Origin of the sequence: Psychrobacter sp. 1Y6 (genome assembly GCF_052258385.2) — a bacterium.
In the GTDB taxonomy this organism is placed as follows: Bacteria; Pseudomonadota; Gammaproteobacteria; order Pseudomonadales; family Moraxellaceae; genus Psychrobacter.
In genome coordinates, this window is sequence record NZ_JBQQEW020000001.1 from 1,716,340 (window position 1) to 1,732,339 (window position 16,000).

Below are 16,000 nucleotides of genomic sequence, written 5' to 3' on the forward strand. Positions count from 1 at the left end.
AGCGATCAAAGCGATGCTAAATCATCCATAATTAGCGCAATTTTTTCAGCTTCTGTATCAGATAGACCAGGTAAAGGCGCTCTGACCGTTCTTTGAATAGGCAAGCCCTTAAATCTTAGAGCCTCTTTGATTTTAGCGTGAGAGCTGGTCACATTTTTTATCAGCTTCACTGGGCTCGTGCTAAGCAGACTTAACGCCAGATACTGGGTTTTTTCCGATAGATTTAATACATTAACAATCGGCAACATACGCTTTAATGGTGCTCTGTGTTTTGTGAGATTTTTATCGCTGTTTTTGATGGCACAAAAATACTCATGTGCTTGCTGTGGCAGTACTGAGGCAATAGGACAAATCGCACCTACTGCACCTAGCTTTATCAAAGGCTCTAATAACAAGCTAAGCCCGCTAAAGTAGAGTGTATCTGGTACATCAGACAAGATGCGTTTGGCCGTTGGAATATGTACAGAACTGTCTTTGATACCAATAATATTGTCGATTGAAAGAATGGCAATCAACTGATTTGACGTAAATGTCTTTTGAGTGATTTGCGGGAAATAGTAAAACAAAATAGGTTTTGCAGAGTGTTGCGCAATACATTCTAATGTTTGTAGATAATCTTCAAAAGTGCTTTGGTAATAATCAGGAACCAATAGCAATATGTAGTCAACGTAAGCCCTATATGAGGCTATTTTTTCTATCGCCTGCGCACTGCTATACGCATGGACACCAGCAATAATCGCCTTGCTACCGTCTAGATAATTAAAAGCTGCCTTAATAATGTCATATTGCTCACTGTCTGAAAAATAAGGCAACTCCCCACCGCTTCCAAGCAAAGTAACACCCGGTAAATCTGTTTGATTGTAATACTCTAAACACCCTTTTAAACCCTCAAAATCAATGCTTTCATCTTCATGTAATGGCGTATGAACAACGGGATATACGCCATGTGTCATGGTCTTAGTCTTAGTCGTCATGCAAGTCATGTGGCTTCTCCAAATAGAAGGTATTTAACTGAGCAGGTTATTAAGTGGTTGATTGAATCGCTCAATGACATCGCTATTGAGCGCTTCGATACGGCTTACCCCCATCAATCCCATCGTCGCAGCTATCTCCTGCTGATAGAGAGCCAACAGCTTGTTCACGCCAGCCTCTCCTTGCGCTGCCATCGCATATACCCAAGAGCGCCCTATCAAAACGCTGTCTGCCCCCAGCGCTATGGCCTTCACGACATCGACACCATTGTGTATACCACCATCTAATAAAACTTTGGTTTGCTGCCCAACGCTATTCGCTATACTCGGCAACTTATCAATGGTAGACGAGACACCATCTAGCTGACGGCCTCCATGATTGGAGACAATAATGCTATCTGCACCTGCATCGACCGCTGCTTTCGCATCATCTGCATCCATGATGCCTTTGATGATAATATTGCCACTCCAATTATTACGAAGCCATGCAATATCTTTCCATGTGGCGCTTGGATCAAACTGGCTTTCTACAAACGCTTTGTATCGATCAAGGTCACTTGCACTCTCAACCTTGTGTTTCAGGTTGCCTAAACTGTGTGGTTTTCCCAAAATGCCAATATCGAGCAACCATCCTGGCCGCATTAACAACTGCGTTAGATAAGACATTTTTCCTTTTGTAGAGCCACCTAACATACCATTTCGGTAGTCTCTTAAACGCATACCAGGCAGTGCTAAATCGACCGTGAATACCAGCGTTTTACAACCTGATGCAGCAGCACGGTTTAACATATCTAGCACAAGTGCCCTATCACGCAGCATATACAGCTGAAACCAAAAAGGCTGATTGGTCGCACTTTGCACTTCTTCAGACGAACATATCGCTACGGTAGACAGGGTAAATGGTATGCCATTCTTTTCTGCTGCCCTCGCCGCTTGCACTTCTCCGCGCCTTGCAAACAGTCCAGCCATGCCGACTGGTGCTAATGCTAACGGCATAGACAGAGACTCTCCAAAAAGAGTCGTTGAGGTATCGACAGCTGACACGTCTCGCATGACTCGCTGTCTTAGCGTATATCTTTTAAAATCTGCTGTATTCGCTTGCAATGTTTGCTCAGCATTTGCGCCGCCCTCTATGTAATCGAACAAAAAATTGGGCAAGCGTTGTTTGGCCTGTCTTTTATAATCATTGGTCGTAATAGCCACGACATCATATTTACTCATTGCTTTTCTCCAAAGCTACCTCTAAGGTCAGCCACCTTTAAAGCCAGCCATATTTAAAATCAGCCACGTAGTGAGCATTGCAGATTCAAATAATGAACCGCAATGCCAAGTATTTGCGCTGTTATTTTTTATCTTTGAGAAATTCAATCATGATGTCATTCACCGCTTTTGGCTGCTCTTGTTGCACCCAGTGCCCTGCGCCTTTTACAAAATGAATCTCTAGCTGCGCGATACTCGCCTTCATTGCTTCAAAGTTGCCATAGCTCTGATACGGCCCCCAGTCTTTTTCGCCTGCTATAAATACCACGGGCACATCGATAGATTTACCGCTGAAGGTTTTTATCGCATGGAAATATTTTGGATTAGTGGCACAGCGATAAGAATTCATAGTGCCTTGGAATTGCGTGCGGGCGAATTCGTCAGAGAACACTTTTAGCTCGTTATCGGGTAACCATTCACAGGCATCTATTTGCGCTTGGGTTGGCATAAACTCCATGACTTGCTCAGGCATGCTTTTATCCAGATCCATCACATAGTATTTTGGAATTTTAGAAAACTCTTCAAGCGTTTTGGCTTGTAGATTGTGTGGGTTGTTCTCTTGCCAGTCACCGCTTTTGGCATGATTGTATGCCCGCATAAAATCATGAATTCCCTGAGGTGCATTCATAATCTCATCGTTAGCATGCGATGAGGCAAAGTACATTTGATAGTGTTTGCGGGGTGGTACTAAAGAGCCAAGCTGCTCTTCCATACTTTTGGTCAAGGTTGGATCGTAGTTTGTAGTATCTTTTGGTAGATTGGCTGAATTAAATGGAAATTGCGGCGTGCCTGGCCAAGGTGTGCTCATGATGATTAAAGACTTAAAAATATCAGGACGGATAAAACTACATAGTGCTGCCGCAGGAGAACCAAAATCATGTCCTGCAACGGCTGCAACTGTTTTATAGCCTAATGCATATACCAACCCAATCATGTCTTGTACGTTGTTATATAAACTAAACTGGTCAAGATTACAGTCGAAACCTGTCTCCCACCCTGTTGTTCTGCCACTACCGCGTAAATCCGGAGCAATCACATGAAACCCTTGGTCAGCCAAAGGCACCAGCTGCTTGCGCCAACTATAGGCCAGCTCTGGATGACCATGCAAAAGCAGCACGACTGGTCGGCTTCCTTTCTCAGACTCCGCTTCTTCAAACCCTGCTTCTAAAACATGAACATTTAGGCCATTGTTGTTATCAACAAAACGCGATCTGATTTTTGGATCAAGCGTATCGGTACCATAAGCATTTTTATTACTATTCATCATTCATCCCTGATTAATTTATTTAGTGATAAGTTAAGGTTTATCATTGACGACATCCCTTGCCTGTAGACTATAATTTCATAACAGCGCTTAGAAGTTTGTCGTGCACACGACAATTCCTCAATAAATGAGAGATAAATACACTTAAATACTTATAGTAGAAGTATGAATTAGCCCTTAATCTATATTCAATAAACCGATTTCAGCTTGCCGGAATATTGGTATTCTGTAAAAATACGGAGGTTCTGTAGAAATAAAATAGGGAAATACGAAGTGATATTCTGGAAGTCAGTAACCTATTTGCAGACTCGCTAAAGGAATAGACCACCGCTACTTCTAACAAAAAGGACAAGTAATCTAATCATGAAAAAATCAGTGCAAACACTTTTTAGCCGAGTTGGTCTGACTGCTGTCGTTGCCGCCTCATTGATATCTGGACAAGTGCAAGCAGCAGACAGCGATAGTCATCTGAAAAGCATAGTCGATGCACAAGCCAAGTCGCTAATGAAAGCACATGATATTCCAGGTATGGCGTTTGGTATTATTGTCGATGGAAAGTCGTCTTTTTATAACTATGGTTTGGCTGACAAGCAATCTGGTAAGGCTGTTTCAGAAAACACTATCTTTGAGTTGGGCTCTATCAGTAAGACCTTTGCCGCGACTTTGGCCAGTTACTCCGAACTCAATGGCACACTCGACTTGGAGGATACCGCTGATAAATACATTCCTTATCTACAAGACAGCGCCATTGGTAACACCAAGCTTATCAACCTAGCCACCTATTCGGCAGGTGGTCTACCACTTCAAGTACCTAACGATATCAAAAACAATAAGGAATTGTTCCGCTACTATAAGTCGTGGCAACCTGCCTTCCCTATCAACTCAAAACGTCTATACTCTAACGCCAGTATAGGACTGTTCGGCCATATATCAGCCTTGAGTATGGGCGCGGATTACACACAGGTGATGGAAGATAAAATACTGCCCTTACTCAATATGCCTAGTACCTTTGTCAATGTTCCTAACGACAAAATGGACGATTATGCGTTTGGTTATAACGCTGCTGGAGAGCCGATAAGAGTTAACCCTGGGATTTTGGACGCCGAAGCTTATGGTATTAAATCAACCAGCGCGGATATGACCCATTACATGGCGGCTAATATGGGGTTAATTCCTTTGGATAAAGATATTCAACAGTCATTGCAAAACACTAGAAAGGGATACTATCAATCGAGCACTGTTACACAGGGATTGGCGTGGGAAATGTATCCATTCCCCACTCACCTAGACACACTACTTGAAGGTAATTCAACGGATGTGGTACTCAAGCCACAGCCCATCATAGCAAACAATCAGCCGACACCTGTTTTAAACGATGTATGGGTGAACAAGACAGGCGCTACCAATGGGTTCGGTGGATATATCGCTTATATTCCCGCAAAAAAATCTGGCATTGTCATTTTGGCAAATAAGAACTACCCCAACGCAGAGAGGGTCAAAGCGGCTTACACCATCCTGCAAAGTGCGATGGCTAATTGAAGTAGAAGAAAATAGAACGTTGCTGTGTCTCTAGTGACGTCCACCTTTTTTAAACCAATATATGGCGTGATTGGAAAGATGCACGATTATAGAAAAATGACCTAGTAAAAGACTTGTATTTGCATGAAATGACAGCGCCGATTTGGCTGCATTCGAGTACGGATTTTGCCATAAAGCTAAAGTCAAAAAAAATAAAAAGGGGGAAGACCTGACTGTTCTCTATACCAGTGCAGTCAGGTTCGTTGGAAACCATAAATTAGAAAATTGCCAATACATTAAGTGTAAGGAACATATAAAGTTAAATTAAATTAGTATTTTGTCATATTTTCCTATGGAAATAATTACTTGTAGTCTTTTGCTGTTTTATTCTTTTGCTCGAATCTCGAGTCTACTTTTATCTGCTGTATTCTGATTTTTGTCGCTCTGCTTTTAATACAAACTGTCTCTAAATTCGGTTGGTGTCATATCCGTTTTCTTTTTAAAAAGACGCACAAAATATTGTGGTGAATCAAAACCTAAGTCGTAAGCAACACTGGTGATAGAGGTATTTGAATTTATCAGCATTGCTTTTGCTCTGTCGATAATAAACTGTTGCATACATTCCTTAGCCGACTTGCCTGTTTCTGATTTAAGGGCATCACTTAGATATCGATTAGATAGCCGCATACAATCTGCTATATCGCTTAATGCTGGTAAGCCATTAGATTCAGGCTGATTAAAATGATGTTCAAGCAATTGAGTAAATTTAGTGAACAATGAATCATTTAACTCCCTTCGTTGGATAAATTGCCTTTTGTAAAAACGTTGGCCGTAGCTCAACAATGTTTTGACATAAGATAAAATAATCTCACGGCTACAATCATCATAATGCGACTGGTATTCCTGTAAAATACTATCAAAAACACCGGCTACTAGTTGTTCTTCTTTTGACGACAGGTGAAGGGCTTCATTCACTGAGTAATCAAAAAAATCGCTATGCCTAATTGAATCGCTCAGTGGGTGGCCAACAAAATAATTTGGATGAATAAGTATTAGTCTACCCTCAGATTTAATTTTAATTCCTTGAGTACTAAAAGCTTGGTTCGGCGCAAGAAATAGCATAGTGCCATCACTGCAGTCATAACGTGTTTTGCCATATAAAATCTCACCTTCAATCACATTTTTTAAGGATATAGCGTAAAAGTCTGTGGTAATTGTCGTCTCAAAATCGGGGCAATCTAGTTGAGTACCAGAGGTATCTGTATTGACTGAAATAATGGTAAATAGTGGATGTTCTGGTGCTGGTTTACCTACATCCGCTAAATATTCACCTATCGATTTATAATGTATATTTTTCATCCGTTTATCCTAAATTTAAACATTGCCATTATGCCATTGCCTTTCCCACACTGCTTGCATAACCTGAGATCTGAATAAAAATCGTCTTTTTTATATTTATGTTTCTTATAATTCAAATACTTACTCGATGACAAAATTTCTGTGTAAAGCTAATTTGAAAACCTAGGACATGAATGCCCTAGGTAATTGAATCGTTGAAATAAGCGGTATTAAGCATAGATAAGGTTGCAGTTAAACGTGTCCTTATCCTGATATAATCAGCACAGACCATTTACTTCAATAAAATAAATCAAGCTAAAAACTGGTTAAATACCTGCTCATTCTGTTTATGCCCAGTTGGGTCCGATTCAGTCTTAAAACGAGTGAAGTTTTTAGCCCAAGGAGACGTCCTTTGTCTAATTGGCGGCTTGTCCGTTTGCATACATTTTATTACTACGTCAGCGACTGCTGCAGGTGTTTGATATAGTCCTTCTTTTGATCTAGCGGCAGCTCCTGCCATGTATTTTTCCAGAATAGGACGATATTCATCATCTAGAATACCTCCTGTTGCACTAATCTTTTCCATCACGTTGTTGGCAAATTCAGATGTAATACCACCCGGTTCAACATTAGTGAAATGAATACCAAAAGTAGGTGTAACATAGGTGGCAAGGGACTCAATATAACCTTCAACGGCAAATTTAGCTGCACAGTAATATTCGTTAAAGGGCTGGCCAACTAAACCGCCGACAGATGAAATATTGATGATATGGCCACTTTTTGCTTTTCTCATATGTGGCAGTACGACTTTAGTGCAGCGCGCCACACCATGAAAGTTAACATCCATAACCCAATTCACTTCTTCTTCTGTCGATTGTTCTGTCGTTCGCACATAACCTGCACCTGCGTTATTGATCAGTACATCAATTCGACCTTCTTTTTGGATAATTTCATCGACACAAGTTTGAATACTTTGCTGTTTTTGCACATCTAGTTGTTTGATATGTAAGGTTACATCAACAGCTGCAGCAGCTTCGCGAATGGATTTAGCTTTATTTAAATCACGCATAGTGGCATAAACAGTATTGCCTTGTTTAGCCAGTTTTACCGCTAGGGTTAAACCTAAGCCCGTTGATGTACCTGTTACCAAAATAACTTTATTCATTATAACTTCCTCAATGCAGCTGTGATTATTTTTAGAAGGGAGGTTTGCCCCTCTAGCGATTCAGGAAGTTATTATATTCATAGCTAATATTGGCGCAGTGCACAAAACTGCTTTTAGGGTGGACAAAATCACATATATTCAGCAGCGGAGTTTCTTTTGCTGTTTTATGCTTTACTCGAATCTATTTTTATCTGCTCCATTCATCTCCACTCTACGAGTATAGAAAAACAGAACGTTACTGTGTCTCTAGTGACATTCACCTTTTTTAAACTAATATAATGAATGTAAAAAAGTCCTTTATATCAGTATAAAGGACTTTTTTTCTGAAGTTGAGATCGTTAATTTGTACTATTTTTCAAACTCTTTGAAATCTGCTTTACGAATTTTGGCGTGAATACCTTTGGTCTTATCCACGACTTGCGATACTTCAAAATCTGTCGCTGCACTTAGGTAAGCATAAGCGATTGCCTCATCAATGCCATACTCTTGATTTAAGAAACGAATCGCTTCACGAGTAGACTTCTTCATCGCCTCATCCAAATCTTCATCTAGCCCTGGCGTGATCCAAAATTCAGCATTCTCTGCCAACGGTTGCACAATCTCTTTACCCGGAATCTTATCCTTACCTGCTTTTAGCAATGTAAATTTAAAAGTGGCGCGAGCAGACGCTTCAAGGGCAGTCAATGCAACCTCGCCATCGCCTTGGGCAAAGTGACTGTCACCTGTATAAAACAGTGCACCTGCCACTTGTACCGGATAATAAACCGTTGCCCCTGCACCCAATTCGTTGATATCAATATTGCCGCCATACATCGCAGGTGGAACTGAATGTACTCGCTCTGAGGTGTTTGCTGCGACACCCATTAGACCCATAAATGGACTGAGTGGAAAACGTATAGACTTACCAGAATCTGTTTTTAGGATACCTTCGTATTCACCTTTGGCATTTTTTTCGATAGGCGTAAATACGGAGACATTGCCGTAGCGCTCAGGGTGAGCGGCAGACGCGTTGTCTTGTTTTGCTTTTTTGGGAAACTCGCCTGCCAATGCGCCTTTGCCATGGCGGTTAGAGATGACACCATACGGCACACGCGGCTCAACGTTGATGACTTCTACTTTTAGGATATCGCCTGGTTGCGCCCCTTTGATTTCGATAGGGCCTGTCACGATATGTGGACCATCTTTATCAAAGTCATGTTTTAATTTTGATTTTGTTATTGTTTTTGCTTCATCTAAAATAAAGTCGTCTTTGACCCCTTTTGACTTAAAGTATTTTGCTGCATCACGGCCCTGATCTTCGAGCAAACCTTCGTGTGAGACGGTATCAAAAGTCACCACACTACCAGAGGCAACAGACATAACGGGACTGGCGTCTCTGTTGGGCAAATATCCCCATGTTATGGTGTCTAAAGTAGAAGGTACATAGTAATTTCCTTTATATTCACCACTACTCAACTGAGTAGGTTTATCTGCTATTTGCTTGAGAACCGTAAAGTCTTCTGCTTGGGATACTGATATACCAAACGCGCTTAGAATAAACAGTGAAAGAATGGTTTTTTTGAACATAGAACATACCCTCTTTAGTTAAAACATGACAATATTGTCATACCTGTATAAGGGCAAGTTCTATGCCATGGGCAAAACGGTGTTTTCTATTAAAGTTAGGGATAAAAGCACTATATTGATACAATTGTTTGCTTTATCGTGGTGCTTCAGCATAAAAAAAGCATTGTTTTAGAGCATAGACATTGCATGCAGAGGTATTAAATTAAAAGGTATTGAATGAAACGATAATGGATAGAGAACTGTACTATCAATCTTATTTTAAGACACGCTATGCAAATTGGCGTTCGAACGACGTCCAATTCTCAATATAGGTTGACTGGCAAATAAGACAATCACACCAACTAATGAAAACACACCAAAGGCGTAGAACGCAGTGGCAGGACCATACCTATCCACAATCAAACCAGTAAAAATGACGGGTACACTAAACCCTATATATGCCATCAGAAAATAGCCTGCACTTGCACGTGCCTGCTCATTGCCGGCAGAGCGTGCGACTCCTAACATACCGCCTAAATAGACAAAGCCATAGCAACTAGTACTGGCCAAAAATGCCGCCAAAAGAATCACTGGTAGATTGGCATTCAACGTCCCCCAAGCCAACAAAGCATAGGCTGGTAGTAAGATCAGAAGACCAAGCTTGCTTGAAACTTGAGGGTCAAGTTTTCGGGCGATTGGCTGAACGATCAATCCACAACTGATGGCTAACATAGAGGATATCCCTGCATACTTAGCGAGTCCATGCGTGGCCAGTACTGAGGGAATAACTGACAGTACCAAACCTGTCGTCGCCCAACAAATCAAAATACCGCTGCCATACCAAATGACTTCACGGTTAAAATAAGGTAGCCGTAGCATAGAGGTGGGCAAATTAGTGCGTTTAGGTGCTGTCTCTGGTAATTGGTATAACAAAAACATAGCGAACAGCCCGCTCGCTAGCAGTAAGAAAAAACTGGCTGGCTGATTGGTTTCATAAAACATCAAAGAAACTGTCGTCAATACAGGGCCAAGACCAAAACCTATCGTTGTACTGGCTGTCACCCATGCTGTCGCACGCATCGTATCTGATGAACCAAGCAGCTCAATCATATAGGCTGTCGCCGTAGCAGCCATTAGAGCTGTTCCCACACCCAGTACGAATCGCGCTAATGCTAGCGCTCGCGTGTATGGATAAAACAACATAAGAGCCGTCGCTGCTATCGATAGTACTAGAGAGATTAAAATCACCTTGCGCCGTCCGATACGATCAGACAATCCGCCAAAAGCTAACAATACAGGTATGACACCCAATACATAAAAGGAAAACGCTATCGTAGTTGCTAGCACACCATAGCCATCATTGTGCGCATAAACAGCATAAAGCGGCCCTTGGATATTGACGCTTGTCGTTATCACACATAAGGCAAAAGCCAGATATTTATTATATTTTTTCGTGGTCATATATCACTGCTTTTTGAAGAACAATCGTTAAATTGACTGAGGTAAGTGCGGTTCACAATAGAAACACATCTACCTCCACATCGTTTACGTTCAATAATTAAAACAAAAGTACAGTAGGTTATCTATATACAATACAGTACAATTAGACAGAACTGTTTGGTCTATAAAACCCATACAGTTGGGATATCCTACCCATATATCGTCATAGCTGTAACCTTGAGATAAGACATTCATAAAAGCCGCCTTACCAAAAATTGTAAAAAATATGAATAAGAAGCTAACACGCATCGAAGTTGTCATGGCTGACGTCAAAGAGAAAATAGCGACCGTTATCTACATGCCAGAGTCGCGATTACCCTCCGTCCGTGCCGCTGCCAAAGATTATGGGTTCTCACCATCGACCGTGGTTGAAGCCTATGAACGCCTGCAAACTGAGGGCTTTATTTACTCCCGCCCTGGTTCAGGGTTCTATGTGGCAGAGACGACAGCGCCGCTATCATTGACAGATATAGCACCAAAAATTGATCGAGTGGTAGATCCATTGTGGGTATCACGGCAGTCGTTGGAGCCACCCGATGGTGCGCTAAAGCCAGGCTGTGGGTGGTTGCCAGCGGACTGGCTATTTGAGGCAGGTATACGCCGTGGTCTGCGAAATGTAGCAAAAGCTGACGCGTCTATTATCAGTGAGTATGCAACGCCGCTAGGACTGTTAGCATTGCGTCAACTACTCATGCGGCGTATGGCAGGATTGAGTATCCATGCAGAACCGTCACAGGTCATATTGACGGATTCAGGCACTCAGGCGATAGATTTGATTTTTCGATTTTTGCTGACGCCAGGTGACACGGTCATCGTCGATGATCCTTGTTATTTTAACTTTCGAGCACAGCTGCTTGCCCATCGGGTCAAAGTGGTTGGCGTCCCTTATACGCCAAATGGGCCAGATGTAGATGCCTTTGCAGCGATTTTAGATGAGCATAAGCCGCGCCTGTACATCACCAATGCTGCCATTCATAATCCTACGGGCGCAACGTTATCACCTGCTACGGCATACCGTGTATTACAGTTGGCCCAGACTGCTGGTTTGTACATTATCGAAGACGATATTTTTGCAGATTTTGAAGTGAAGCCTGCGGCGAGATTGGCGGCCTTGGATGGGTTATCACGAGTATTCTATATCGGCAGTTTTTCTAAAACGTTATCCGCATCCCTACGCTGTGGTTATATTGCAGCGCCTACAGAATGGATCGAGAGTTTGGTAGATTTAAAGATAGCGACTGGCTTTGGTGGCAGTCAGTTAGCAGCGGCGGTTGTGTTCTCAGCGTTGACTGATAGCGGCTACCGTAAGCATATGAATGATATCCATACTCGGCTGGCAAGCGCGCGTACTCATACGCTACCACGATTGGCTAAATTAGGCATCGTACCATGGCTGCTCCCACAAGCAGGTATGTTCCTGTGGTGTCGATTACCTAAGAATAATAATGCGACCGAATTGGCCAATCGCTGTTTATCCAAAGGTGTGGTATTGGCACCGGGCAATGTTTTTAGTCAATCGGAAAATGCTGAAAACTTTATGCGGTTCAATGTGGCACAGATGAGTCATTCAAAAGTTTTCGAGGTATTGGCTAAATCGTTAGACTGACCAATCAGAGACTTATATAGTCATTCCACTATAAAAGTATGACAGCGTTAACCTCGCTTAAAGTATCACATGTACATCTACACTCGGTTGCCTTGTACTACTTTTAAATCGAATCGACTATAGTGCTAGTACCGTCCTATTATATAGTGACCTTTCGACTATAATTCTATAGCCTAAATATCAGTCAAACATAAGCCAAACACAGTCAAATCTAATCACTTCCGACAACGAATACTATTTCTCTAGGATAGCTCATATGTCCCCTATATATACTGCATTGGCTGTACTGGTTACCTTTATCTGGGGCGTAAACTTTACTTTTATTGCGTGGGGTCTTGAGAGCTTTCCACCATTGATGCTTACTGCTCTGCGTTTTTTCTTTACTGCTGTGCCACTGGTTTTGTTTCTAAAGCCGCCTAAATTCAACCGTACCTTGTTTATTTATGCCATCGGTACATTTGTCATGCAGTATGCCTTTGTCTTCACAGCGATGCATCTGGGTTCATCCCCAGGGCTGACGGCACTACTGCTACAAATTCAGATTTTTATCACAGTATTGCTAGCGTACTTTATATTGGGCGAAGCAGTCAGCCGTATGCAAATCGTCGGTATGTTGGTCGGTGTACTAGGACTCAGCGTGATTGCGCTAAACCTTGGCGGTGATATGCCTTTGGCAGGGTTCATCTGTATCCTGATAGCTGCCATCGGTTGGAGCTTTGGCAATATTGCATCCAAGCAAGCATCAAAACAGGCCTCAGAAAAAACGTTAGAAAAAGCGTCAGAGCAAACGGCTCTAAAAGCGATGCAGCAAGGAACAAGTGTATCTGTTGCTACATCTAGCACTGGAAAAAATAAAGCCTCTGCTTTGTCTGCGCTAGCGTTGGTAGTCTGGGGCGGTCTCATTGCTTGCGTGATGTTAACGATATCTTCTCTTACATTTGAGACTGATGCATGGCAGATGGCGACGTTTACTAAAGCATCACTCAAGTCTTGGCTCTCACTTGGGTTTATCGTCTATATCTCAACCTTAATTGGCTTTGGTCTGTGGGCACACTTACTCAGTCAAAATACCGCGTCCAAGGTTATGCCGTTTGCACTATTGGTGCCCGTATTCGGTATGGTGACCTCAGTACTACTCACAGGAGAAGTAGTGACGTGGTGGAAGATGCTGGCCATGATGTTGATCTTATCAGGGCTGCTATTAGCAAATGTGAAGATGAAAATGAAAAGAAGGGCTATTTGAATGGTTACTCAGTTTTATCTTGACTCGCTATTACCGTCCAGTTAAGGTTTATTCATAGTAATTAAATTGCTCACCGTGACTGATACTAGTAAGAAATCAATCTATATCAGCTTTGTTTTATATACGTCATATTTAGAAAGTATCCACTGCTCTTAAGTTTACTGCTCTTAAGTGTTAAGTCACAACCGACATGGAAGTCGAAAACTGACGTGATTTGCTCTGTCATCAAGTAAAAAATACAGAGCGAACCATAGTCTACAAACTTTGAGGTGATTTGCATGCGTATAGACATACCGACTTACTATGATCGTCTGCTGCAGAAACTCTCAAAACTGATGGTTTCACCTCGATTATGCTTTGCGTTTTTTTTATTTATCATCATTGTTATCTCGCTGTTATTCACTGGTTGCGCAAAACGAGTCTGGAACAAGCCCATTATAGATAAGAGCACTGCTCGCTATGATTTTCATAACAACCTCCCAAAAAACTCAGACGAAGTCTTTGTTGTACTTGCCTTTTCTGGCGGTGGTACACGGGCGGCAGCACTCAGCTACGGGGTGCTAGAAAAGCTACGTGATACACCAGTAACTATCAATGGCGTAGAGCGCCGACTATTAGATGAAGTCGATGTCATTTCTTCGGTATCTGGCGGGAGTTACACAGCAGCATATTACGGACTATTTGGCGATGACATTTTTGAGAAGTTTGCTCCAGAATTCTTGTATGAAGACTGGCAATCACGACTGATTAGACTTGCGATACGTCCGCAAAGCCTAATAGCGATGAGCAGTTCTGAATACAATCGTGGGGATTTGGTGGCTAACAATTTAGACAACAGTCTATTTCAACAAAAGACCTTTGCTGATATGAGCCGTGGAAAATTGCCTTACGTTATCCTAAATGCAAGTGATTTAAACAACGCCATGACCTTTTCATTTACTCAGCAGCAGTTCGACTTTTTGTGTTCGGACTTATCAAGCTACCCAGTTGCCAATGCGGTGATGGCGTCTTCCTCAGTCCCTGGCATCTTTGCCCCTATTGCCCTACACAACTTTTCTGATTGTTCGCAGCGCTCGCAGCCTTGGGTTAATGACGCACTAAATCAAGACAGTCATTTGCCGCGTAGTTATGCGATAGCTCGCGCACTAGATAGGTATTCGCAGCCAGATCGAATGCCAGTAGTGCGCTTGGTAGACGGTGGGGTAACTGATAATCTAGGTGTGCGCGGCTCAATGATGAGTCCTGTGACCCAATATGGTGATGTGCCCAACATGGCAGGCGCCTTCAGTCCTGCGAAATTACGCCAAGTCAAACAAGTACTGGTCGTTGTAGCCAATGCTCAGACCTATTCAGAGCATGAGTGGTCAGTAAAAAATAAAGACCCGAGTTTTCTTGATACCATTTCAGCGGCGAGTGAAGTCGCACTAGGCACACTAAATAACGAAACTGTCTCATTGGCCAAAAAAGAATTTTTACAATGGGGAGAGCATGTAAATGCTCAGCGATCTGCAAATGCGCCTCAGGTAGAAGTGCATTTCTCCGTATTAACCTTTGATCAAGTCAAAGATAAAACAGAGCGTGCAAAGTTCGATGCCATGCCGACCACCTTTCATTTACAACCTGAACAAGTAGATGACCTACGCTATTTGGGCAGTGATTTACTTGAACAATCTAAAGAGTTTCAAAATTTCCGCGATGCCCTCCAATGACCGTCATCTTGCTTGCCAATAACCAAGTATGCGTGACTGTCAAAATTTCTTAGCAGCATCATGACTGATAGCATGCCAGCCTATATTTATCGCTTTTCTCTCTCTGCCTACTATATCCGCCTCATTTCTTCTCGAACTGAACATTCATAACGTGCTTGTGGTTACAAGTAATATTGAACGATTACTCAAAATTACTTGAATGACTGTTCAAGACCTTTTATCGTAGAAACAATACATATTGGGGTTTTTAATACTTGGCAGGTAGTACACGATAGTCTTGAAGATTACCCATATTCTTCAATATCTCTACCGTATACATAAGCAGCCGTCTACCTCCAATGTATTACGACTGGATAATAACCAAAATTAAAAACGTTAAGAAAATAATAACGATTCAAACCTGAAAAAGGAATGACTACTATGAACAAATATATGGCTGGAATAATAGCTGCTTTTATCGCGACCATCGTTATGTCGCTACTTCTCATGCTAAAAAGTGCAATAGGCCTCATGCCTGATTTAGATATTATTACGATGCTTGCATCGATGATGGGTGGCAGTCACATAATAGCGTGGATTGCTCACTTTATGATCGGATCGATCGGCTATGGTATCGTCATGGCATTGATAGCAGGTACGGATAGGAGTAAGAACTTTACGCTGACTGGCGCAATGGTAGGTGCAATTGGTTGGTTTATGATGATGATTGCTATTATGCCCATGATGGGCAATGGCTTATTTGGTTTATCTATGCCAAGCGGCATTATGATTCCCATCGCTACTCTTATGCTACATCTCGTATTTGGTGTAGTATTGGGCAAAGTTTATGCCAAACTGGTTGCCGCACACTAAACACTTGAAAACCAATTAGCTATAAGAAT

At 42.1% G+C, this 16,000-nt stretch carries 12 protein-coding genes; 5 read left to right on the forward strand and 7 right to left on the reverse strand.

Going from position 1 to position 16,000, the window contains the following annotated elements; all coding sequences use genetic code 11:
- Positions 1-5: 5 nt before the first annotated feature.
- The 3 genes from ACTXGF_RS20840 to ACTXGF_RS20850 all read right to left on the reverse strand — a co-directional run bounded on the left by ACTXGF_RS20840 (position 6) and on the right by ACTXGF_RS20850 (position 3,495).
- Positions 6-983 (reverse strand): dihydrodipicolinate synthase family protein, encoded by a 978-nt coding sequence (locus ACTXGF_RS20840; RefSeq protein ID WP_443534722.1) that lies wholly within the window; start codon positions 981-983, stop codon positions 6-8.
- 24 nt (positions 984-1,007) lie between these two features.
- The gene (locus tag ACTXGF_RS20845; protein ID WP_443534724.1) at positions 1,008-2,192 is read right to left on the reverse strand and encodes an L-lactate dehydrogenase; all 1,185 of its coding nucleotides are present in this window, start codon (positions 2,190-2,192) and stop codon (positions 1,008-1,010) included.
- Positions 2,193-2,313: 121 nt separating this feature from the next.
- Positions 2,314-3,495 (reverse strand): alpha/beta fold hydrolase, encoded by a 1,182-nt coding sequence (locus ACTXGF_RS20850; RefSeq protein ID WP_443534726.1) that lies wholly within the window; start codon positions 3,493-3,495, stop codon positions 2,314-2,316.
- A gap of 363 nt (positions 3,496-3,858) precedes the next feature.
- On the opposite strand from ACTXGF_RS20850, the gene ampC reads away from it, so the two are divergent.
- Positions 3,859-5,034: a class C beta-lactamase gene (ampC, locus tag ACTXGF_RS20855; RefSeq protein ID WP_443534728.1), complete on the forward strand. Its 1,176-nt coding sequence runs from the start codon at positions 3,859-3,861 to the stop codon at positions 5,032-5,034.
- A gap of 429 nt (positions 5,035-5,463) precedes the next feature.
- On the opposite strand, the gene ACTXGF_RS20860 is transcribed toward ampC, so the two are convergent.
- The 4 genes from ACTXGF_RS20860 to ACTXGF_RS20875 form a co-directional block, all read right to left on the reverse strand.
- Positions 5,464-6,372, reverse strand: coding sequence for a helix-turn-helix domain-containing protein (locus ACTXGF_RS20860; protein ID WP_443534729.1), 909 nt, complete (start codon positions 6,370-6,372; stop codon positions 5,464-5,466).
- A gap of 289 nt (positions 6,373-6,661) precedes the next feature.
- Complete coding sequence (locus ACTXGF_RS20865) at positions 6,662-7,516, reverse strand: SDR family oxidoreductase (protein ID WP_443534731.1); 855 nt, start codon at positions 7,514-7,516, stop codon at positions 6,662-6,664.
- 348 nt (positions 7,517-7,864) lie between these two features.
- A complete protein-coding gene (locus ACTXGF_RS20870; RefSeq protein WP_427611252.1) occupies positions 7,865-9,082 on the reverse strand; it encodes an acetamidase/formamidase family protein in 1,218 nt (405 codons plus the stop codon).
- 258 nt (positions 9,083-9,340) lie between these two features.
- The gene (locus tag ACTXGF_RS20875; RefSeq protein WP_443534733.1) at positions 9,341-10,522 is read right to left on the reverse strand and encodes an MFS transporter; all 1,182 of its coding nucleotides are present in this window, start codon (positions 10,520-10,522) and stop codon (positions 9,341-9,343) included.
- 265 nt (positions 10,523-10,787) lie between these two features.
- On the opposite strand from ACTXGF_RS20875, the gene ACTXGF_RS20880 reads away from it, so the two are divergent.
- From ACTXGF_RS20880 to ACTXGF_RS20895, 4 genes are all read left to right on the forward strand, one after another.
- Positions 10,788-12,167 (forward strand): aminotransferase-like domain-containing protein, encoded by a 1,380-nt coding sequence (locus ACTXGF_RS20880; RefSeq protein WP_443534734.1) that lies wholly within the window; start codon positions 10,788-10,790, stop codon positions 12,165-12,167.
- A gap of 256 nt (positions 12,168-12,423) precedes the next feature.
- Positions 12,424-13,410 (forward strand): EamA family transporter, encoded by a 987-nt coding sequence (locus ACTXGF_RS20885; protein WP_443534736.1) that lies wholly within the window; start codon positions 12,424-12,426, stop codon positions 13,408-13,410.
- A gap of 278 nt (positions 13,411-13,688) precedes the next feature.
- Positions 13,689-15,119: a patatin-like phospholipase family protein gene (locus ACTXGF_RS20890; RefSeq protein ID WP_443534738.1), complete on the forward strand. Its 1,431-nt coding sequence runs from the start codon at positions 13,689-13,691 to the stop codon at positions 15,117-15,119.
- A 420-nt stretch (positions 15,120-15,539) separates the two neighbouring features.
- Positions 15,540-15,971 carry a DUF6789 family protein gene (locus ACTXGF_RS20895; protein ID WP_443534740.1) on the forward strand — a complete coding sequence of 144 codons (432 nt, stop codon included), beginning with the start codon at positions 15,540-15,542 and terminating at the stop codon, positions 15,969-15,971.
- Positions 15,972-16,000: the final 29 nt, after the last annotated feature.

Excerpts from the sequence above, each read along its gene's own strand:
- ampC (WP_443534728.1), top strand. The coding sequence starts at position 3,859 with ATGAAAAAATCAGTGCAAACACTTTTTAGCCGAGTTGGTCTGACTGCT.
- ACTXGF_RS20860 (WP_443534729.1), bottom strand. The coding sequence starts at position 6,372 with ATGAAAAATATACATTATAAATCGATAGGTGAATATTTAGCGGATGTA.
- ACTXGF_RS20850 (WP_443534726.1), bottom strand. The coding sequence starts at position 3,495 with ATGAATAGTAATAAAAATGCTTATGGTACCGATACGCTTGATCCAAAA.
- ACTXGF_RS20885 (WP_443534736.1), top strand. The coding sequence starts at position 12,424 with ATGTCCCCTATATATACTGCATTGGCTGTACTGGTTACCTTTATCTGG.
- ACTXGF_RS20845 (WP_443534724.1), bottom strand. The coding sequence starts at position 2,192 with ATGAGTAAATATGATGTCGTGGCTATTACGACCAATGATTATAAAAGA.
- ACTXGF_RS20880 (WP_443534734.1), top strand. The coding sequence starts at position 10,788 with ATGAATAAGAAGCTAACACGCATCGAAGTTGTCATGGCTGACGTCAAA.
- ACTXGF_RS20870 (WP_427611252.1), bottom strand. The coding sequence starts at position 9,082 with ATGTTCAAAAAAACCATTCTTTCACTGTTTATTCTAAGCGCGTTTGGT.
- ACTXGF_RS20865 (WP_443534731.1), bottom strand. The coding sequence starts at position 7,516 with ATGAATAAAGTTATTTTGGTAACAGGTACATCAACGGGCTTAGGTTTA.
- ACTXGF_RS20890 (WP_443534738.1), top strand. The coding sequence starts at position 13,689 with ATGCGTATAGACATACCGACTTACTATGATCGTCTGCTGCAGAAACTC.
- ACTXGF_RS20875 (WP_443534733.1), bottom strand. The coding sequence starts at position 10,522 with ATGACCACGAAAAAATATAATAAATATCTGGCTTTTGCCTTATGTGTG.
- ACTXGF_RS20840 (WP_443534722.1), bottom strand. The coding sequence starts at position 983 with ATGACTTGCATGACGACTAAGACTAAGACCATGACACATGGCGTATAT.
- ACTXGF_RS20895 (WP_443534740.1), top strand. The coding sequence starts at position 15,540 with ATGAACAAATATATGGCTGGAATAATAGCTGCTTTTATCGCGACCATC.